The sequence below is a fragment of the Paraburkholderia sp. BR14320 genome, assembly GCF_040948665.1.
In the GTDB taxonomy this organism is placed as follows: domain Bacteria; phylum Pseudomonadota; class Gammaproteobacteria; order Burkholderiales; family Burkholderiaceae; genus Paraburkholderia; species Paraburkholderia youngii.
Window position 1 is genome coordinate 15,902 of the sequence record NZ_JBFPKG010000055.1, and the last position, 19,613, is coordinate 35,514.

Annotated in this window: 20 protein-coding genes and 1 pseudogene; 10 read left to right on the plus strand and 11 right to left on the minus strand. The window is 64.4% G+C overall.

All coding sequences use genetic code 11. The annotated features are described in order from the left end of the window. Window positions 1-19: 19 nt before the first annotated feature. Window positions 20-370 carry a hypothetical protein gene (locus tag AB3X89_RS32795; protein WP_368586972.1) on the minus strand — a complete coding sequence of 117 codons (351 nt, stop codon included), beginning with the start codon at window positions 368-370 and terminating at the stop codon, window positions 20-22. Window positions 371-752: 382 nt separating this feature from the next. Here AB3X89_RS32795 and AB3X89_RS32800 point away from each other — a divergent pair, with 382 nt between their 5' ends. Both AB3X89_RS32800 and AB3X89_RS32805 read left to right on the plus strand, forming a co-directional pair. After that, on the plus strand, window positions 753-1,412 hold the full coding sequence (locus AB3X89_RS32800; RefSeq protein WP_176125991.1) for a response regulator: 660 nt from the start codon (window positions 753-755) through the stop codon (window positions 1,410-1,412). After that, window positions 1,409-2,812 carry an ATP-binding protein gene (locus AB3X89_RS32805; RefSeq protein WP_368586973.1) on the plus strand — a complete coding sequence of 468 codons (1,404 nt, stop codon included), beginning with the start codon at window positions 1,409-1,411 and terminating at the stop codon, window positions 2,810-2,812. Before AB3X89_RS32800 ends, AB3X89_RS32805 begins: the two co-directional genes overlap by 4 nt. A gap of 60 nt (window positions 2,813-2,872) precedes the next feature. Here the strand turns inward: AB3X89_RS32805 and AB3X89_RS32810 are convergent, their stop codons facing one another. From AB3X89_RS32810 to AB3X89_RS32830, 5 genes are all read right to left on the minus strand, one after another. After that, entirely contained in the window at window positions 2,873-3,934 is a 1,062-nt protein-coding gene (locus tag AB3X89_RS32810) for a lysylphosphatidylglycerol synthase domain-containing protein (protein ID WP_368586974.1), read from the minus strand. A 220-nt stretch (window positions 3,935-4,154) separates the two neighbouring features. After that, window positions 4,155-5,315: a bacteriohopanetetrol glucosamine biosynthesis glycosyltransferase HpnI gene (hpnI, locus tag AB3X89_RS32815; RefSeq protein ID WP_368586975.1), complete on the minus strand. Its 1,161-nt coding sequence runs from the start codon at window positions 5,313-5,315 to the stop codon at window positions 4,155-4,157. After that, a complete protein-coding gene (hpnJ, locus tag AB3X89_RS32820; protein WP_368586976.1) occupies window positions 5,312-6,733 on the minus strand; it encodes a hopanoid biosynthesis associated radical SAM protein HpnJ in 1,422 nt (473 codons plus the stop codon). The genes hpnI and hpnJ overlap by 4 nt, the downstream gene beginning before the upstream one ends. Window positions 6,734-7,112: 379 nt before the next feature. Then, a complete protein-coding gene (locus AB3X89_RS32825) occupies window positions 7,113-7,523 on the minus strand; it encodes a hypothetical protein (protein WP_368586977.1) in 411 nt (136 codons plus the stop codon). Window positions 7,524-7,559: 36 nt separating this feature from the next. Next, the gene (locus AB3X89_RS32830) at window positions 7,560-7,763 is read right to left on the minus strand and encodes a cold-shock protein (protein WP_007181784.1); all 204 of its coding nucleotides are present in this window, start codon (window positions 7,761-7,763) and stop codon (window positions 7,560-7,562) included. Between the two features lie 270 nt (window positions 7,764-8,033). On the opposite strand from AB3X89_RS32830, the gene AB3X89_RS32835 reads away from it, so the two are divergent. Together AB3X89_RS32835 and AB3X89_RS32840 are read left to right on the plus strand one after the other, a co-directional pair. Further along, window positions 8,034-9,479: an NAD-dependent succinate-semialdehyde dehydrogenase gene (locus AB3X89_RS32835; RefSeq protein WP_368586978.1), complete on the plus strand. Its 1,446-nt coding sequence runs from the start codon at window positions 8,034-8,036 to the stop codon at window positions 9,477-9,479. A gap of 121 nt (window positions 9,480-9,600) precedes the next feature. After that, entirely contained in the window at window positions 9,601-10,221 is a 621-nt protein-coding gene (locus AB3X89_RS32840) for a GNAT family N-acetyltransferase (RefSeq protein ID WP_368586979.1), read from the plus strand. Window positions 10,222-10,270: 49 nt separating this feature from the next. On the opposite strand, the gene kdgT is transcribed toward AB3X89_RS32840, so the two are convergent. Further along, window positions 10,271-11,275 carry a 2-keto-3-deoxygluconate transporter gene (gene kdgT, locus AB3X89_RS32845; protein WP_368586980.1) on the minus strand — a complete coding sequence of 335 codons (1,005 nt, stop codon included), beginning with the start codon at window positions 11,273-11,275 and terminating at the stop codon, window positions 10,271-10,273. A gap of 289 nt (window positions 11,276-11,564) precedes the next feature. On the opposite strand from kdgT, the gene kduI reads away from it, so the two are divergent. The 5 genes from kduI (at window position 11,565) to AB3X89_RS32870 (ending at window position 15,556) form a co-directional block, all read left to right on the plus strand. Next, window positions 11,565-12,401: a 5-dehydro-4-deoxy-D-glucuronate isomerase gene (kduI, locus tag AB3X89_RS32850; RefSeq protein ID WP_368586981.1), complete on the plus strand. Its 837-nt coding sequence runs from the start codon at window positions 11,565-11,567 to the stop codon at window positions 12,399-12,401. A 21-nt stretch (window positions 12,402-12,422) separates the two neighbouring features. Further along, on the plus strand, window positions 12,423-13,178 hold the full coding sequence (gene kduD, locus AB3X89_RS32855) for a 2-dehydro-3-deoxy-D-gluconate 5-dehydrogenase KduD (protein WP_368586982.1): 756 nt from the start codon (window positions 12,423-12,425) through the stop codon (window positions 13,176-13,178). A gap of 111 nt (window positions 13,179-13,289) precedes the next feature. Beyond that, complete coding sequence (gene kdgR, locus AB3X89_RS32860; RefSeq protein ID WP_368586983.1) at window positions 13,290-14,156, plus strand: DNA-binding transcriptional regulator KdgR; 867 nt, start codon at window positions 13,290-13,292, stop codon at window positions 14,154-14,156. A gap of 707 nt (window positions 14,157-14,863) precedes the next feature. After that, window positions 14,864-15,232, plus strand: coding sequence for a hypothetical protein (locus AB3X89_RS32865; protein WP_368586984.1), 369 nt, complete (start codon window positions 14,864-14,866; stop codon window positions 15,230-15,232). Window positions 15,233-15,307: 75 nt separating this feature from the next. Next, window positions 15,308-15,556, plus strand: a complete 249-nt coding sequence (locus AB3X89_RS32870) for a hypothetical protein (RefSeq protein ID WP_026228520.1) — start codon at window positions 15,308-15,310, stop codon at window positions 15,554-15,556. A gap of 45 nt (window positions 15,557-15,601) precedes the next feature. On the opposite strand, the gene AB3X89_RS32875 is transcribed toward AB3X89_RS32870, so the two are convergent. The 3 genes and pseudogenes from AB3X89_RS32875 to AB3X89_RS32885 form a co-directional block, all read right to left on the minus strand. After that, window positions 15,602-16,984, minus strand: coding sequence for an MFS transporter (locus AB3X89_RS32875; protein ID WP_368586999.1), 1,383 nt, complete (start codon window positions 16,982-16,984; stop codon window positions 15,602-15,604). A 138-nt stretch (window positions 16,985-17,122) separates the two neighbouring features. Then, window positions 17,123-17,167 (minus strand): annotated as a pseudogene (locus tag AB3X89_RS32880) (hypothetical protein); the annotation flags it as partial. Continuing rightward, a complete protein-coding gene (locus tag AB3X89_RS32885) occupies window positions 17,164-17,334 on the minus strand; it encodes a hypothetical protein (RefSeq protein ID WP_368586985.1) in 171 nt (56 codons plus the stop codon). The pseudogene AB3X89_RS32880 and the gene AB3X89_RS32885, both read right to left, overlap by 4 nt. A 15-nt stretch (window positions 17,335-17,349) precedes the next feature. Here AB3X89_RS32885 and AB3X89_RS32890 point away from each other — a divergent pair, with 15 nt between their 5' ends. Continuing rightward, window positions 17,350-18,240, plus strand: coding sequence for a helix-turn-helix domain-containing protein (locus AB3X89_RS32890; protein ID WP_368586986.1), 891 nt, complete (start codon window positions 17,350-17,352; stop codon window positions 18,238-18,240). A 35-nt stretch (window positions 18,241-18,275) separates the two neighbouring features. Here AB3X89_RS32890 and AB3X89_RS32895 read toward each other — a convergent pair whose 3' ends face one another. Beyond that, window positions 18,276-19,466, minus strand: coding sequence for a 4-hydroxybenzoate 3-monooxygenase (locus AB3X89_RS32895; RefSeq protein ID WP_368586987.1), 1,191 nt, complete (start codon window positions 19,464-19,466; stop codon window positions 18,276-18,278). Between the last annotated feature and the right edge of the window lie 147 nt (window positions 19,467-19,613).

The window sequence follows — 19,613 nt, forward strand, 5'->3', positions numbered from 1 at the left end:
TGTGTGTCGTCCGTATCCGTCAGTGCTCGGCCAGCACGAACGGTTGCCCCGTTAGCCGCAGATGAAGCACGACGAGCCACCGGCGTGGACAGTTGGCTGAGATCACGGCCGGCCATGCGCCGCGAGCAGCGCGAATCGCGTAGTCGCGCCGCACCGCGAACTCGAACGCGACCTCGGAGAATTCGCGCGCGATCACGACGCCGCCGATGATCAGCGCGAGCGCGAACAGCCTGAACGATGCCGAGGCGAAAAAAGCGTCGGAGACCGGCAGTACAGGCAGCGCGATGCACAGCAGCGCTTCGGTGCCTGCGGCGGTCAGAGACGCGACTAGCAAATGGGCTCGTAGCATGTCGATGGTGACTCGCTTCATAACGTGCCTCGTGCGGGGCCTTGCAGCCTGACCAGATGCTGGCATTGGGCGGGACTCGTCGATACGTCCATTGACGCTATCGACCAGCATAAAGAATGCCTCGCGCGTCACTCCATCGAAGTCCTTACGATCAGATTGCGATGGTCTGACGACAACTTGGTCTCGCACATGCATCACGATCTGCGACGACCATTTTATAGCGCGTCGATGGTATCGATTCAAGCTGAAGGAAACCTTAAGCATCCGCATGGCATAAAGCGGCTAACGAACGGCGTGGTTACACTTCGGAACACCGCGGATTGTTCGTATAGACGGATCAATGTCGCTTGCATAAAAATGCAGGACCTTATGCAATAAATCCACACTTTGGAATATTTGCCTCATGCGCTTACTCCTCGTAGAAGACGACGAGCTCATCGGCTGCGGTGTCGAAGCGGGCCTTCGCCAGGCCGGCTTCACGGTCGACTGGGCCCGCGACGGCCACAAGGCCGGCCTCGCGCTCGACACGACTCAATATGCATTGGTGGTACTCGACCTCGGCCTGCCGCGCGTGAGCGGCACCGAGTTGCTCAAACGCATGCGCGACGCCGGCAATGACGTGCCGGTGCTGGTGTTGACCGCGAAAGGCACGGTCGTCGACCGCGTCGGCGGTCTCGAAGCGGGCGCCGACGACTATCTCGGCAAGCCGTTCGATCTCACCGAGCTGGTCGCGCGGTGCCGTGCGCTGTTGCGCCGCGCACAAGGCCGCAGTATCGATCTGATTCGTTACCAGAATCTGACAGTGAATCCGGCCGCGCAAACGGTGCAGATCGACGAGGCGCGCGTGCCGCTGACATCGCGCGAATGGGCGATTCTGCTGCAACTGCTGACCAATCTCGGCATTCCGCAGTCGCGCTCGCGGCTCGAAGAAAGCCTGTACGGCTGGCAGGAGGAAATCGAAAGCAATGCGATCGAGGTGCATGTGTCGAACCTGCGCAAGAAGCTCGGCGCAAATCTGATCAAGACCGTGCGCAATATCGGCTACGTGATGGAGAAAGAATGATCGGTCCGTCGATCCGGCGGCGCCTCGTGCTGCTGGTGCTCGCGAGCATCGCGCTCGTCTGGGGTGGCGCGCTCGTGTCGAGCTACCGGCAGGCGACGCGCGAAGTCGGCCTTTGGGAGGAAGCGCGCCTCGCCGAACTCGCGCAAGTGCTCGCGCTGCTCGATCCGGCCAATCTTATGACGCTCGCGAATGCGCGCATCGACGTGCGCGAAGAAGAGAAAAGCGCCGAAGCCGGCGCGAACAACTCCGATGACGACGACACGCTGCCGCGCGATGCGCTTTTCCAGGTGCGCACGGCCGACGGCGTCGTGCTGGCAGGCAGCCCGCAACTGCACGCGCTCGCCGCGTGGGATTTGCCGTTGCCGCCCGCGAGCGGCGCGCAAGACGTGATGCTCGTCGGCGAGCTGTATCACTCGTTCACGTTGCGCGAGACCGCGCTCGGTCACAGCGTGCGTGTGTTCGAGCCGGCCAATACCCGCAGCGACCTGGTGAGCGAAATCGCGAGCCGCATCGCGCGGCCCACGCTGATCGCGCTGCCGGTGCTCGCGCTGCTCGTATGGTTCAGCATTGGCTGGAGCCTCGCACCGCTAAAGGTGCTTTCGGCCGCGCTAAGTTCTCGCGACATCAACCGCATGGAACCGGTCGGGATCGGCCGCACGCCGATCGAGGTGCGCCCGCTCGTCGATGCGATCAACCAGATGCTGGCGCGGCTGCAGCATGCGCTCGAACTCGAGCGCGCCTTCACCGCCGATGCCGCGCACGAACTGAAGTCGCCGCTCGCCGCGATCAAGGTGCAGGCGCAGGTCGCGCTCGCGGAGCCCGACATCGGGCTGCAGCGGCTCGCGATGGAGCGCGTCGTGCAAGGCGTCGATCGCAGCGCACGGCTCGCCGAGCAGTTGCTGCTGCTCGCGCGGCTCGACGTGCAGGAGAAGCTGCCCACCGAACCGCTGAAGCCGGCCGCGATCGCGAAAGATGCGCTGCTCGCGAACCGGCGTAATGCGCAGCAGAAACACATCAACGTGATGCTGGTCGGCGACATGCTCGCCGAGATCGATGCGGAGCCGGTGCTGATCGGCATCCTGCTCGACAATCTGCTCGATAACGCGATCAAGTATGGGCGTGCGGGGGGCAACGTCGAAGTCGCGGTGCGCCATGACGACGGGCACGTGCAACTGAGCGTGCGCGATGACGGCCCCGGCGTCGCGCCGGACGATCTCGCGCGCCTGACGAACCGCTTTTTCCGCGCGACCGGCAATCAGGCGACCGGCAGCGGGCTCGGTTTGTCGATCGTTGCGCGGATCGCCGAGCATTTCGGCGCGAATCTGCAGCTGGGAGCGGGAATCGGGGGCCAGGGGCTGGCGGTGCAGTTGTCGTTTCCGGCCTATCGCGCGCCGCGCTGACGGCGCGCGGCGTGCGCGTCAAAGACGCGAGCGGGAAGCGGGGAACCGCGAGCCGATCGCTCAGCGCCGCTCGCCGCCGCGGTTCGCATCAGCGACGCCCGAACGCTGCTTGGCCAGCCCGGCGCCCACGCCGGGTGGCTTGGCATGCGGCCGCGCGTTGCCGGACGCCTCGAACAACTGCCACGCGATCAGGCCCGGCACGAACATCAGCAGGTCGCGAATGCGCCGCGCGGCGGCGAGCGCGAGACAGGTCGCGGGATCGAGTCCGAGTGCGCCGCCAATCAGTACGAAAGCGCCCTCCTGCACGCCAAGACCGCCCGGCACGAAGAACGCGGCGCTGCTGACCGCCTGGATCAGCGATTCGATCACGATCGCCTCGACGAGCGTCACGCGCGCGCCGAGGAAATACAGCGCGAGCCAGATTTCGAGCGAAGTCAGCACGCATTGCAGCGGCTGCCAGAAGAACAGATAGCGCAGCACGACCGCGCGGCGTCGCCAGATCACCTTGATCGACTGATCGATCTGCGCGGACTGGCCGACCAGCGCGGTCAGCTTGCCGCTCGTCATCCGGTTCGCCACGCGCGTGATGCGCTCGAACGGATTCGCATGCTGCACGAGCCCGAACAGCAACAGCAGCGGCGTCAACGCGACCACGCCCCACGCGAGCTGCCCGGCGAGCCGCAGCGCGCCCGATTGCGCATTGGCGAACAGAAAGCCGATGCCGACCATCGTGAACATCAGCTGACTGATCAGGGTCAATTGCATGTCGACGATGGTGCTGGCGACCGCTGTCGATGGCCGGACGCCCCAGCGCTTGAACATGCGGAACGCCACGAGTTCGCCGCCGATCCGCGCGACCGGCAGCATGGAGTTGACCGATTCGCGCACCCATACCAGATGCATCATCCTGCCGAAGCTGGGGCGGTTCGCGCCGCGAATCAGCGAGCGCCAGTCGCACGCGTTGGCGACCATCGGCAGCACGTGCGCCAACGCGGCCAGCACGAGGCCCGCGCCGGCCGCGCGCAACGCGCTGAGCACCGCGCGCGGATCTTCGCGCCAGACCAGCCACAAAGAGATCAGCAAACCCGCGAGCGCGGCCCCGCGGCCCAGATGCTTCATCATGCGCGCACCTCGCAGGCGACCTCGATTGACCTGATGCGCCGCACGCCGCGTGCCGCGGCATGGGTGGCCGTATGGGTTGCCGAGTGCGCCGCCGCCTGAGGCGCCTGAGCCGCCTGTGCCGCCTGAGCCGCCGGGCCGCTGCCGTGCGTCTCCAGGGCGGTGCCGTTTCGCCTGCTCGATACTTCTTCGCTCATTGCCCGCCCAATCTGCCGTTCGTTCGTCATTCGTCCTGTGCCGCCGACAGCAGCCCGTCGCCGTCGACCTTGAAGCTGAAGCCCCGCCAGGTCACCCGCGACGAGCGGAAGCTCGCGACGAAAATCGCAAACGATACGATATCCCATAACGGCAGTAGCCACAGATCGCGGCAGCGCTGACGCAACGCCCGATCCGCGCGCCACTTCAACGCGACACGCGCGAGCACCGTCATTGCCGCGAGCAGCCACGCCCACGGCGCGCCGCCCGAGCACGCGAGCGCGAGCAGCGCGAACGGCAACGGATGCACGAGCGCGGTGCCGAAGTGTCCGAGCGGATCGATGCGGCGGATCGTGCGGCTCCAGCGCAGTTCGTGCGTCACCAGTTGCGCGGCGCTCGCTTCGACACAGGCATGCGCGATCGCGAACGGCGGAATCGTGACCTGCTCGCCCGCCGCGCGCACCGCCGCGCCGATTTCGTAGTCTTCGGCCAGATGCCGCACGAACGGCTTGAAGCCGCCGATCCGCTCGTAGGTATCGCGCCGCATCGCGATGGTCTGGCCGAAGCACGGCCGCGCGAGCCCGAGCGCGAGTCCGGTGACGACGCCCGGCAAGAACTGGTAGTTGGTGGCGATCGCCGACAGCCGCGGCCAGAAACCCGGATCGGGCTGGCCGCGATACGCGCAGGTGACGAGCCCGACGCCCGGCTTCTGCAATTCGCCGATCACGTTGCGCAGATAGTCGGGGCCGACGCACACGTCGCTATCGGCGAACACGAGCACGTCGTGGCGCGCCTGCGGCAGCATGTTGAGGATGTTGCTGATCTTGCGGTTCGGTCCGTACAGACGCGCATCGGTGACAACGGTGATGTCCGCCTGCGGATGCAGGCGCCGCAGTTCGTCGACGGTTTGCAGCGCGGGGTCGGCGGAGTCGTGCACGCCGAACAGGAATTGCACGGGCCCCGGATAATCCTGGGCGCAGAAGCTCGACAGATTATCGAGCAGCGCCCACTCGTTGCCGTGCAACGGTTTGATAACCGTAATGGGTGGAAAGCTGGAGGGAACGGCCACCGCCCTCGCGAAGAAGCGCCCGATCAGCGCGCTCGCGAGCACGGTGTAGCCGATGCCGACAACAGTCGCCGCCGCGCACGCGTACGCGAGCGTGACGGCGGCGATGTGTACGGCGCTCACGCCTCGTGCGCGCGCAGGAAGCGGAAAAATTCGACGCCTTCGCGCAGGCGCCGTTTCATCATGTCCCAGCTCGTCAGCATTTCGCGCAGGATCTCCCAGATCTTCGACGGCCGGAAATAAAAGCGCTTATAGAAGTTCTCGAGCTGGTGGTACATCTCGTCGCGCGACAGATGCGGGTAGCCGATCGCCGCCAGCTGCACGCCCTGCTTGCTGACGAGATTGATCACCTTGTTCTCCGCGAGCCAGCCGCTCTCGACCGCCTGGTTATAGAGCCGAGTGCCCGGATAAGGCGCGGCGAGCGACACCTGAATGGTCAGCGGATTGATCTCTTTCGCGTACTCGATGGTCTTCTGGATCGTTTCCTGCGTCTCGCCCGGCAAGCCGATAATGAAGGTGCCGTGCACCTTGATGCCGAGCGTGCGGCAGTCCTGCGCGAAGCGTCGCGCGATGTCCGTACGCAGGCCCTTCTTGACGTTCAGCAGGATCTGGTCGTCGCCGGACTCGTAGCCGACCAGCAGCAGGCGCAGGCCGTTTTCCTTCATGATCTTCAGCGTCGAGTAAGGCACGTTGGCCTTCGCGTTGCACGACCACGTGACGCCCAGCTTGCCCATGCCTCGCGCAATTTCTTCGGCGCGCGGCTTGAAGTCGGTGAACGTGTCGTCGTCGAACATGATCTCCTTGACTTCGGGCATGTTGTCGCGAATCCACTTCACTTCCTCGAGCACGTTCTCGACCGAACGCACCCGATAGCGATGGCCGCCGACCGTTTGCGGCCACAGGCAGAACGTGCACTTCGAGCGGCAGCCGCGGCCGGTGTACAGCGACACGTACGGATGCTTCAGATAGCCGTTGAAGTAGTTCTTGATGGTCAGATCGCGCTTGTAGATCGGCGCGACGAAGGGCAGCTCGTCCATGTTCTCGAGGATCGGGCGCGCTTCGTTGTGTTCGATCGAACCGTCGGGGGCGCGGTAGCTCAGGCCCAGGATCTGCGAGAACGGCTTGCCCTCGGAGATTTCCTTGCAGGTGTAGTCGAATTCCTCGCGGCAAACGAAGTCGATGGCCTCGGTCGCGATCAGCGAATTATGCGGATCGACCGCGACCTTCGCGCCGACCATGCCGATCAGCAGCGACGGCTTGCGCTTCTTGAGGTCCTGGGCGAACAGTGCGTCGGTCGGGAAGGATGGCGTGCTGGTGTGGATCACCACCAGCTCGTATTGCGAAGCGATGTCGAGCACGGCTTCGACGGACAGGCCGTCTGCCGTTGCGTCGAGCACGCGGCTGTCGGGAACGAGTGCGGCGGGTTGTGCGAGCCACGTCGGATACCAGAACGAGCGAACTTCACGCTTGGCCTGATAGCGCGAACCCGCACCACCATCGAAGCCGTCGTACGACGGCGCCTGCAAGAACAGAGTTTTCATGGATGCTCCAGCAAGCCTTTATAGGCGCTTTCAGTTTTCAGTCAGGAATCTATCTGTTCCATTGCCCGAATGCAGGTCGTGAAAGCCTGTGCTCGACCCGCACGTAGCGGCGGCCGCGGTCCGGAAAGGCCACGGGCAGTGGCGCAAATAGTACGGAGCAAAGCTGAAGGAAACCTGAAGAATAATACTGCGTTCGGACCGCCCGCGGCATGCTCCGATAGGTCGATTTGTGCAATCGACGCGCTCGTGTAACCGTGTCGCATGGATGTCGTTTCGGTGTGGTAAATGCATAGGTTGTCGCGTGGTTTGCGCGCTAGCCCACCGGCGCCTCCGATTCACATCACATTCACGCGCGCGGACGTTCGGCCAGACGCGTCGCTTATCGCGCAAGATGCCTTGCCCATTCGAGCCAGCCGAGATTGAGGGCCGCGTTTACCACTACGCCCGTCGCCGACGCGAGCGCGGCGATCATGGTCCAGAAGGCCGAGCGCCGCGCCGCGCGCGCCGAAGTGTGCGCGGCGGCTGCCGCGTCACGCGATGCGCTCGCCGCCGCCTGCGCGATATGCGACGACGCTTCCATGCGCGCGAGCGACCTCAGCGCAAAACCGCGCTCGTCGTCGTGCGTGGCCGCGGCCGCGTCGTGCTCGGCTTCATCGCGCTGCGCCCGTTCGAACAGATAGCGATGACAGAACGGTGTAAGCGGTTCGTCGGGATAGCGCGCGGCGAAGGTTTTCGCATAGGCGGCGCCGCCATTGCGCTCGATCTCCGCGTAGGCGGCGTCCTTATCCATCGTTACCTCGCATGCGGATGAGCCGCGAGGCCGGCGTCACACGGGCTTTATATCTGCCGCCTGCTTGCCTTTCGGCCCCTGCTTGATTTCGAAGCTGACTTTCTGATTTTCTTGCAACGACTTGAAACCTTCGGATCGAATCTCCGAAAAATGCGCGAACAGATCTTCGCCGCCGTCATCGGGGGTAATGAAGCCGAAGCCCTTCGCGTCGTTGAACCATTTCACTGTTCCGGTTGGCATGGCGATGTCCTCGTGATGCGCTGTAGTAGCGGTTGAATGGGATTCACGCAGCGCTGACGCCGCGCCCCGGCGAGACCCGCAAAGTCGCTCCGGTGCCAAGCCTCAGCAAGCCGCATGCCACGAGCAGGCGCCCGAGAGCCGCGTCCGGTGCGATTGCCCGCAATCAGATAAGATAAATGGTATCGGCAATTCATTCATGGCCGCGTAGGTGTGTCGCCTCGTGCCGCACAACCGCGCGGCCTGTTGTTTTCCCTCTCACAGGAACCCAGCATGGCCATCTCGAGCTATACCGATACCCGTCTTCTGATCAACGGCGAATGGTGCGACGCCGCCAGCGGCAAGACCCTCGACGTGATCAACCCCGCGACCGGCCAGGCCATCGGCAAGGTCGCGCATGCCGGCATCCCCGATCTGGACCGCGCGCTCGAAGCCGCGCAGCGCGGCTTCGAAGCCTGGCGCAAGGTGCCGGCCAACGAACGCGCCACCATCATGCGCAAGGCTGCGGCTCTCGTGCGCGAGCGCGCCGCCGATGTCGGCCGCCTGATGACGCAGGAACAGGGCAAGCCGTTCGCCGAGGCGCGCGTCGAAGTGCTGGCCGCCGCTGACATCATCGAATGGTTCGCGGATGAAGGCCGCCGCGTGTATGGCCGCATCGTGCCGTCGCGCAACCTCGCCGCGCAGTCGCAAGTGCTGAAGGAGCCGATCGGCCCGGTCGCCGCGTTCACGCCGTGGAATTTCCCGGTCAACCAGGTCGTGCGCAAGCTGTCGGCGTCGCTCGCCTGCGGCTGCTCGTTCCTCGTGAAGGCGCCGGAAGAAACCCCGGCGTCGCCGGCGGCCCTGCTGCAGGCATTCGTCGAAGCCGGCGTGCCGCCCGGCACGGTCGGCCTCGTGTTCGGCGATCCGGCCGAAATCTCGAGCTACCTGATCCCGCATCCGGTGATCCGCAAGGTCACGTTCACCGGCTCGACGCCGGTCGGCAAGCAGCTCGCGGCGCTGGCCGGTTCGCACATGAAGCGCGCGACGATGGAACTCGGCGGCCACGCGCCGGTGATCGTCGCGGAAGACGCCGACGTCGCGCTCGCGGTCAAGGCAGCCGGCGCCGCGAAGTTCCGCAACGCGGGTCAGGTCTGCATCTCGCCGACGCGCTTCCTCGTGCACAACAGCATCCGCGAAGAGTTCGCCAACGCGCTCGTCAAGCACGCTGAAAGCCTGAAGCTCGGCGACGGTCTCGCCGAAGGCACGACGCTCGGGCCGCTCGCCAACGCGCGCCGTCTGAGCGCGATGGCCAAGGTCGTCGACGACGCCCGCAAGACCGGCGCGAAGGTCGCGACGGGCGGCGAGCGCGTCGGTACCGAAGGCAACTTCTTCGCGGCCACCGTGCTGACCGACGTGCCGCTCGAAGCCGACGTGTTCAACAACGAGCCGTTCGGCCCGGTCGCCGCGATCCGCGGCTTCGACAAGCTCGAAGAAGCGATCGCCGAAGCGAACCGTCTGCCGTACGGCCTCGCCGGTTACGCGTATACGAAGTCGTTCGCCAACGTGCATCTGCTGTCGCAGCGCATGGAAGTCGGCATGCTGTGGATCAACCAGCCTGCCACGCCGACGCCGGAAATGCCGTTCGGCGGCGTCAAGGATTCCGGCTACGGCTCGGAAGGCGGCCCGGAGGCGATGGAAGCCTACCTCGTCACCAAGGCTGTCACGGTGATGTCGGTTTAATCAAGCTAATCACGCGCTAGAGGAACGGCGCCGCGGGTTCGCCGGTCGCGTCGTTCCCTAGCCTGGATCAACCGATCTGCCAGGTCCACGAGTGTTCCGCTCGCGGACCTTTTTTATTGCCATGAACGATATCTCCGCCGAATCGATGCAACCCACGCTGAGCGGCTCGTTCGTCGAGCTGCGGCCGCTGCGCGAGAACCACGCGCAGGCGCTCGTCGACGCCGCCGCCGACGGGCAACTGTGGGACATGAAGCTGACCGTCGTGCCGGGCCCGGCGACGATCGATGCCTATATTGCCAGGGCGCTCGCCGGCCGCGCTGCGGCCAAGGTGATGCCGTTCGTGATCGTGCGGCGTGACGAGGAAGACGGGAATGACGGCGCCGGCCGCATCGTCGGCAGCACGCGGTTCTGGAAGATCGATCGCGCGAACCGCAAGCTGGAAATCGGCCATACGTGGCTCGCCGCCTCGGCGCAGCGCTCGGTCGTGAACACCGAGGCGAAGTATCTGCTGCTGTGCCACGCATTCGACGTGATGCGCAGCGTGCGCGTGCAATTCACGACCGACGAGCTCAACGACAGATCGCGCGCGGCGATCCTGCGCATCGGCGCGAAACAGGAAGGCATCGTGCGGCACGAGCGGATCATGCCCGATGGACGCAAGCGCAACTCGGTGCGCTTTAGCATCATCGACGACGAATGGCTCGAGGTGAAAGCGATGCTCGAAACGAAGCTGGCGCGCTGAGGGGCGCGCCAGCTTCCTGCTACTGACTCATTCACACAGCTGCATCGCGCTACTCGTTGAGCGGCGCCGCCTGCGTCACCGTGGCGAACTCCTCGCGCAGTGTGCCGCGCGGTTGATGCCGGCGCACCCACAGCGCCGTGAGGATCGGCACCAGAATCGCGGTGACGAGGCAAGCGGTGGCGACCATCGCGGTTGCGGCCGGCACCAGCGGTTTGAAGCTCGGAATCATGTCGGCGATGATCGCCGGATTCGCGACCGCGGCCCCCGCCGTCGACGACGCGGCGAGCCCCGCCGCCCCATTGCCGCCGGCGATCCAGCGATCGGCGAGAATCAGCGGCACGCCGGTTACGACGATCACGCCGAGCCCCAGCACGATACCCGGCAAACCGCTCGTGACGATCACGTTCAGATCGATGCCGTTGCCGAGCGCAAAGCCGAAAAACGGAATCAGCGGATGCACGCAGCGGCCGAACAGCTCGCGCAGCTCGCTATCGAAGTTGCCGAGCGCAAAGCCGATCAGAAACGGCAGCACCGCGCCGACGAACAGCCGCGGCTCGAAGAACGCCACGCCCGTGGCGCCCAGAATGATCATGCTGATCAGCGGCCCCGATTCGACCGACATCAGCACGAACGCGCCCGCCTCTTCCTTCGTGCCGTACTGTTGCATCACGGCAGCGTAGAGACCGCCGTTGGTCATGTCCATCGAGGTCGTGATCGCGAGCAACGACAGCCCCGCGAAGAGCCCGGTCTTGATGCCGTCGATCGGAATGAAGCGCGCCGCGATCAACGTGACGATCCACGCGACCAGCATCTTGGTTGCGAGCAGCGTGCCCGACTTGCGCAGCACGGTGCCGGTTGCGCGCAGGTCGATCGTTGCGCCCATGCAGAAGAACCATACCGCCAGAATCGGCACGGTACCGGTAATCAGGCCGTTGGTGAAAGAGCCGAAATATTTGCCCGCGCCGGGCGCGAACGTGTGCACACAGGCGCCGAGCAGCAGCGGCACCAGCATCAGACCGCCTGGAATGCGGTCGATGGCCTTCTTGATTTTCATGCCTCCTCCATGGACGGTGACGTCCCGTTATCGGATCGATGACCCGTGTTGGTGTCCCGGTCTATGCCGGGCTCTCCCTGTCCGGCGCAATATAGCACCATGAAAGGAACGCCGTTCCGCTTTATTTAATAAGGCCGACTATCGTTTACCCGGCCGTTCGCGCCACGTGTTGTCAGCTGCGATCGCTCGCCGAAACATTTTCGGACCAGCGTTCCGAAATCGCGATTCTGCGTTACAGTCTCGGCACGAGGCGGCACCGCACCCCGCATACCGTCAGGAGAACAATTCAATGGACGTGAGACAGGCCATCAACAGCGAATACGCGAAAACGCTCGACACTACCGGGCTGCGGCGCGAGTTTCTGGTCGAGCAGATCTTCGAGCGCGATGCGTTGAAGCTCACGTATAGCCACATCGACCGGATCATCGTCGGAGGCGTGTGGCCGGTCGAGCGCGCGGTCGAAGTACCGGGCTCGCTCGGCAAGGCGATCGGCGTCAACTATCTGCTCGAGCGGCGTGAACTCGGCGCGATCAACATCGGCGGCGACGGCTGGGTCGACGTCGACGGCACGCGTTACACAGTGCGCCGCGAAGAGGCGATCTATATCGGCAAAGGCGCGCAGGCGGTCGCATTCGGCAGCGCCGACGCCAGCCAGCCGGCTAAGTTCTACCTGAACTGCGCGCCCGCGCACACCAGCTATCCGACCCGCACGATCTCGCTCGATCAGGCCTCGCCCGAAACCCTGGGCGACGCGGCCACGAGCAACCGCCGCACCATCTACAAGTTCATCGTGCCCGACGTGCTGCCGACCTGTCAGCTGTCGATGGGCATGACGAAGCTCGAACCGGGCAGCCTGTGGAACACGATGCCCTGCCACACGCACGAGCGCCGCATGGAGGTGTATTTCTACTTCAACGTCGCCGACGACGCCGCCGTCTTCCACATGATGGGCGAGCCGCACGAAACACGGCATATCGTCGTGCGCAACGAGCAGGCGGTGATCTCGCCGAGCTGGTCGATTCATTCGGGTGTCGGCACGCGCGCGTACACGTTCATCTGGGGCATGGTCGGCGAGAACCAGATGTTCGGCGACATGGATCATCTCGCGGTTCGCGAACTGCGCTGAGCGAACATGAGCCCGACCACAATGAATACTTTCGATCTGAGCGGCAAGGTCGCCATCGTGACCGGCAGCAACACCGGCCTCGGCGCCGGCATGGCCGTCGCGCTCGCCGCGGCCGGCTGCGACATCGTCGGCGTCAGTCGCGCGGACGCGGGCACGACCGCCGCGCGCATCGAGGCGCTCGGACGCCGCTTCGCCGACGTGCGCGCCGATCTCGCGTCGAGCTCATCGGTCGACGACATCGTGCGCGCCGCGGTGGAAGCGTTCGGCCGCCTCGACGTGCTCGTCAACAACGCGGGCATCATCCGCCGCGAAGATGCGCTCGAGTTCGGCGAAGACGACTGGGACGCGGTGATGGACGTGAACCTGAAGAGCCTGTTCTTTCTGTCGCAGGCCGCGGCGCGTCAGTTCGTGCGGCAGCAACGCGGCGGCAAGATCATCAACGTCGCGTCGATGCTGTCGTTCCAGGGCGGCATCCGCGTCGCGTCGTACACCGCGTCGAAAAGCGGTGTGCTCGGTCTCACCCGGCTGCTCGCCAACGAATGGGCCGCGCGTCGCATCAACGTGAACGCGATCGCGCCCGGCTATATGGCGACCGCGAACACCGCCGCGTTGCGCGACGACGCGCAGCGCAACGAAGAAATTCTCGGGCGCATTCCGGCCGGCCGCTGGGGCGTGCCCGAGGATCCCGCGGGGCCCGTGGTTTTTCTCGCCTCGTCGGCGTCGGACTACGTGCATGGGCATACACTGGCGGTGGATGGCGGCTGGCTCGCGCGCTAGCGACAGCACAAGCTCGCCACCAGCGCATGCGACGCGCTATGCTCTCGCGCCGGGTGAGCATCGGCTCGATGCGGCAGCGGCGCGGCTTGGCACAGACAGGGAATGACGGACATGGCGGCAACGGGAATACACAAAGGCACTGCGCGCGACAAAGCGCTCGACAAGGCGCTCGACGCGGACAGCGGTGAGCGAGGCGAATCGGCATCGTCGATCGGGCGCGTGTTCGCGATTCTCGGCGCGATCGGCGACACCGGGCAGATCGGCATCAGCGAGCTGTCGCAACGGCTCGGCATGTCGAAGACGACCGTGCATCGCGTGATTCAAACGCTGAAGGCGCTCGGCTACGTGACCCAGGAAGTCGAAACCGAGCGCTATCGGCTGACGATCCGCCTGTTCGAGCTCGGCGCGAAAGCGCTCGAAAGCGTCGATCTGGTACGCGAGGCCGACGTCGAAATGCGCCGTATCGGCCAGATGACGCGCGAAGCGGTACACCTCGGCGCATTCGACGACGACGCGATCATCTACATCCACAAGATCGATGCCGACTACGGGCTGCGCATGCAGTCGCGAATCGGCCGGCGCAATCCGTTGCATAGCACGGCGATCGGCAAGGTGCTGCTCGCATGGATGGACCCGGCCGATGCGCGTGAGGTGCTCTCGCACATCGAATTTCGCAAGTCGACGCAAAAAACCTTGACCTGTGCCGAAGCGGTGCTGAGCATCCTGCCGCACGTACGCGAGCAGGGCTACGGCGAGGACAACGAGGAGCAGGAAGAAGGCCTGCAATGCATCGCGGTGCCGGTCTTCGACCGCTTCGGCCGCGTGATCGCCGGTCTGTCGATTTCCTTTCCGACGATGCGTTGCGGCGCCGATACGAAGCAGCATTACGTCGCGCTGCTCAAGGAAGCCGGCCTCGCGATTTCGACGCGGCTCGGCTATCGCGAAGCGACCGCCCAGGAGCCCGCGGCCGCGCAATAAGTTGCGCACGCGCGCGCTGCGTGCGCGATGCTTTTTATCCACTCCACCGCAGCATAAGACAGGCTGATGACGCTACCGGTGTAGCGTCATTTCATCGTGCTCGCACGAACGCATGGCGAGCCCGATGATCAGTCTGCAACCGAATGTATCTGCGCGGCATAGATAAGGCGAAATTCCATTCGCTTCTTTTTTCAGCAATCGATGCGCCGAACCTTCGCTTCGCATCCATGCATCGCCTGCCATTGAATGCGGTTTTTTTCATAGCCTCTTCAAGGGTTTGCCCGCACGCCTGACCATCGCGTGGCATTTCGACATCTAACCGCAGGCGCTTCCCCTCCCCGTTCATCGCACTCGCATGCCCATGTCAATGCGACCTCCAATCGACACGTCCTGTTACACACAAACACATCGGTAATCGCGCCGCTCAGTAGAGTTCGGTTCAAACGAAAGCGATTCAGATAGAACGCTTCGCACGACAGGCACTCGCAGCACAGATTTCAGGGAGCAACATCATGAAAAAAATCCTCGCACTGGTCATTCTTGCCGCCACGCTCGGCGGCGCGTTGAGCGGCTGCATCGTCGTCCCTGGCGGCGATCATCCGCATCACGACCACTACTACGAACGCTATTGATCGGGCCATCACGCGCAGTAGGTGCGCGTCCGGCTCGCCACTCCATCACAGACATCCACACAACAGAGAACAATCATGAGTCTTTCACGCAACCGCTGGGTATCGTTGAGCGTCGTCGCGGGTCTCGCGATCGGCGCATCGACGGCCGCTTTCGCGCACGTCGATGTCGGCGTGAATATCGGGGTGCCGGGCATCGCAGTCGCGCCCGCCGTCGTTGAGGCTCCGCCGCCCCCGCCGGTCTATGTGCAGCCCGCGCCCGTGTATGCGCCTCCGCCGCCTGCGGTCGTGATCGCGCCGGGCTGGTACGGTGATCGTTACTACGATGGTCGTCGCTATTGGGAGCGTCGCGAGTGGGAACGTCACCACGACGAATGGCGCGATGCACGCGGCCCGCATCGCGACTGGCACGACAACGGCTGGCACGGTCACGGGCATGACCATTGATGGAAGCCAGGTGGCGTTAATCGCGCCACCATGCCGCGCTTGCATTCGCGCCACCCCTTTGACAGGAGCGACGACGTGCTACGCAATGATCCGAGACGAGTAAGCGCACAGGTCGACGGTGCGCACATCTGCGCCGAATACAGCGAGCTGACCGGCCAGCTGTGCCTGCGCCAGGACGGCACGCTGGTGCGCGAATGGTTTCCACCGCATTCGTGGATAGCGATCGCGTCGGTGGCCGGCGCGCGCCACTGGGGCACGCGGCCGACCGACGACGAATTGCTCGCGCTACTGCACAACGAAATGGCGTTGCTGCGCGCGACCTAAGGTCTGCGGGTTGTTCGAGCATAGCGGCACGCCCGCCGCCGCACTTCACTCGATCGCTATGGCGCCGACGTTGTCATCGACCGATGCGCGATCGAGCGGCTCGCGCCGCATCATCAGCACCACCCCGCCCGCCGCGATCACGGCCGGCACCGCGAGCAGGCTGAACACAGCGCCGAACTGCCAGCCGAGCCCCATCAACGCCGCGCCGACGAGCGCGCCCGCCACGCCGCCGACCCGGCCGATTCCCAGCATCCACGCCACGCCCGTCGCACGCGCCCGGGTCGGGTAGAAGCTCGCCGCGAGCGCCGACATCGACGTGACCGCGCTGGTCGCGACCGTGCCGGTTAGGAAGATCAGCGTGCCGAGCCAGACCTGATGGCCGACGCCCCGCCCGACCAGCAGCACGAGCGCGCCAACGAGCACATACGTGAACGCGATCACCCGATGCCCGGCGAAGCGATCCATCACCCAGCCGACGCACAGATTGCCGAGGATGCCGCCAAGCGGAAACAGCGACGTCATCAACGCCGCCTTTTCACCGGAGAAGCCCGTGTCCTTGAACAGCGTCGGCAGCCAGTTGGTCAGCAGGTAGTAAATCAGCAGCCCCATGAAATAGGCGAGCCACAGCATCAGCGTGCCGAAACGGTAGCGCGCCGACAGGATGATCGCGAGCGCCCACTGCGAGCGCGACTCGCCGCTATTGCGGCGCACGTCGACCGCGAAGAAGCGGCATCCGTCGAAGCGGTCGTGCGGCGCGATGCGTTGCAGGATTCGCGCGATCCGTTGATCGGCCCGCTTGCGCACCGCGAGGAATTGCGCCGATTCCGGCAAGAGCAGGATCAGCAGCACGCTCAGCACGATCGGGCCGATGCCGCCCGCGACCAGCACGCTCGGCCAGCCGAAATGCGGAATCAGCCAGGCGGATGCGAAGCCACCGAGCGCGAGCCCGCCCGAAAAACCGCAGAACATCGCATTGACCGCGACCGCTCGGATCCTCGCGGGTGCGTACTCGGACATCAGCGTGACTGCGTTGGGCATCGCCGCGCCGAGTCCGAGGCCGGTGAAAAAGCGCAGCACGGTCAACGATTCGATCGACGTGGCGCGGGCCGCCGCGAGACTCCACAGCCCGAAGAAGAACACCGACAGCACCAGCACCGTCTTGCGTCCGATCCGGTCCGCGAACGGGCCGGCTGCGAGCGCGCCGATGCCGAGGCCCACCAGCGCCGCGCTCATCACCGGGCCGAGCGCGCTGCGCGCGATGCCCCACTGCTGCACGAGCGACGGCGCGATAAAGCCGATCGCCGCGGTGTCGAAACCATCGGCTGCGACGACCAGAAAGCACAGCACCAGAATCGTCCACTGGAACGGCGAAAAGCGCTGTCCGTCGATAAAGGACTGCACATCTACACTGCGTTCGGAGCGGCTCATGTGCGGACTCCTTTCTGCCTGGTCATTGCTATGTCTCCTTGAGATGAAGAGGTTTTTTCTTGTTGTTCGAATTGCCTGATCGCCATCGACGCTCAGCACCGTGCCCGTGACATGGCTGGCTGCGTCCGACGCGAGAAAGGCGATCGCGTTGGCGATTACTTCGGAATGCGCAAGGCGCGTCATCGGCGTGCGCTTCTCGGGATCGGCATCGCGAGCCGGTCCAAGACGTCGATGAACTCGGCCATGCCGCGCGGACGGCATTCGGCCGCGTCTTCGATGGAAAAAAGTATAGCCACGCCCTTCGGGACGAAATTGGACAAAGGCAGCGCATCGCAGGACAATTCGAACATAGGAGACGACACTGCATGAGACATATCCCTAACTACGATCTGTATGGAGAGTCCGCGCGGCCGCCGTGGTACGACGCGTTCAATTTCGAATGGATCGTCGAGCGCAGCCGTCCCAACGACTGGCATATCTCCGCGCACCGGCACGATGCGTTGCTACAGATTCTCTATATCCGCAGCGGTTCGGGCTACGTGCTGATCGAAAGCGAAAAGCTCACGATCGAAGCGCCATGCCTGATCCTGCTTCCAGCACAAACGGTGCATGGTTTCGTGTTTTCGCCGGAGATCGACGGGCTCGTGATCACCGCCGCGCAGCGCGCGTTGGAGTCGATTTCGAAAGCGGTGTCGCCGGGCCTCATGCCGGTGCTGCAACGGCCCGCGCTGATTCCCGTGCGGCCCGCCATCGGCGAGCGCACGTTGATGCCGTTGTTCGGTTTGCTGGAGCAGGAATTTCGCGGCAGCGCGCGCGGCCATATCGCCGCGGGCATGTCGCTGATGATTGCACTTTTTGTGCAGGTCGCACGTTTGACCGATGCCGCGTTAAGCGCGGGTGCGAGCGTCAATGACCGGCGCGCCGCGCAGATCAAACGGCTACGCGAACTGATCGCCGCCCATGTGCGCGAGCATCTGCCAATCGATTTTTACGCGGGAAAATTGGGGGTGACCGCGGCGCAGCTGGGCCGTATCTGTCGTGAGGAACTTGGCCATTCGCCGCTGTCGCTCGTCAACGACCAGTTGATACGCGAGGCGCAACGCGATCTGGTGTACTCGGGTTCGAGTATCAAACAGATCGCGCATGCGCTCGGTTTCGAAGATGCGGCCTATTTCAGCCGCTATTTCCGCAAGCAGACCGGTGTCACGCCCAAGGAGTTTCAGGCGGCCGCGCATCGGGATCTGTCGATCAATTAGCGATCCCGATGACCGCGCGGTGCTTGCAGTGGCATTTACAGATGCGCCTGCATCTGCGCGCCGGCGGCGCCGACGTAGTTCTCCGCCAGTACCGTCGCGGCCGTGCGCGACGTCGTCACGTACTCCAACTCGGCAATCTGCAACTGCTGCTCGAACGCCGAAGCGCCTTCGATACGATGCAGCATGCTGGTCATCCAGTACGAGAAGTGCTCGGCGCGCCAGATGCGCTTAAGCGCGGTTTCGCTATAACGGTCGAGCAAATCCGTGCGGTTTTCCTTGTAGAACGCGTCGAGCGCCTTGCTGAGCACGTTCACGTCGGCGACCGCGAGGTTCAGGCCCTTCGCGCCGGTCGGCGGCACGATATGCGCGGCGTCGCCAGCGAGGAACAGGCGGCCGTACTGCATCGTCGTCGATACGAAGCTGCGCATACCGACGATATTCTTCTGGAAGATCTTGCCGTCGATGATCTTGTGGCCTTCATCCGAATCGGCGCGTGCATGCAGTTCCGCCCAGATGCGATCGTCGGACCAATTGTCGACCGAGTCCTTCGGATCGCACTGGAAATACATGCGCTGCACGTTCGGCGAGCGCGTGCTGATCAGCGCAAAGCCGCGCTCGTGGCGCGCGTAGATCAGTTCGTCCGACGACGGCGGGCCTTCGCACAGAATACCGAACCAGCCAAACGGATAGACGCGCTCGAAATCCTTGCGCAGCGCCTGCGGAATCGCCTGACGCGACACGCCTTGCGAGCCGTCGCAGCCGATCACGAAGTCGCATTGCAGTTCGTGCTCCGCGCTTTCGTGGCGATAGCGGATCGACGGCTTATCGGTATCGATGCCGTGCACCGACGTATCCGACACGCCGAAACGCAGTTCGGCGCCCGCGGCGACGCGCGCCGCGACGAGATCCTTGATCACTTCGTGCTGGGCATAAACCGTGATCGCCTGACCGGTGAGGTCGGTCAGATCGATGCGGCGGCGCTTGCCGTCGAACGCGAGTTCGAAACCGTGATGCAGCGCGCCTTCGGCTTTCATGCGTTCGCCGACACCGGTCTGCGTCAGCAGGTCCATCGTGCCCTGCTCGAGCACGCCGGCGCGAATCGTCGATTCGATCTGATCGCGGGTGCGCGTTTCGAGCACGACCGAGTCGATACCGCGCAGATGAAGCAGATGGGAAAGAAACAGACCAGCAGGGCCAGCACCGATGATGCCAACTTGGGTGCGCATAGATGTCTCCTGAATGCGGGGATGAAATTTGCGCCCAGTGTGACGATCGTGACGCCTATCCCGCAATGCGATATGGCGGATAGGCCGTATCGCGTCAGGCGATAGAAGGTGTGAGAGAGGAGCCGGTGCAGCGTCGCTGTATCGGCC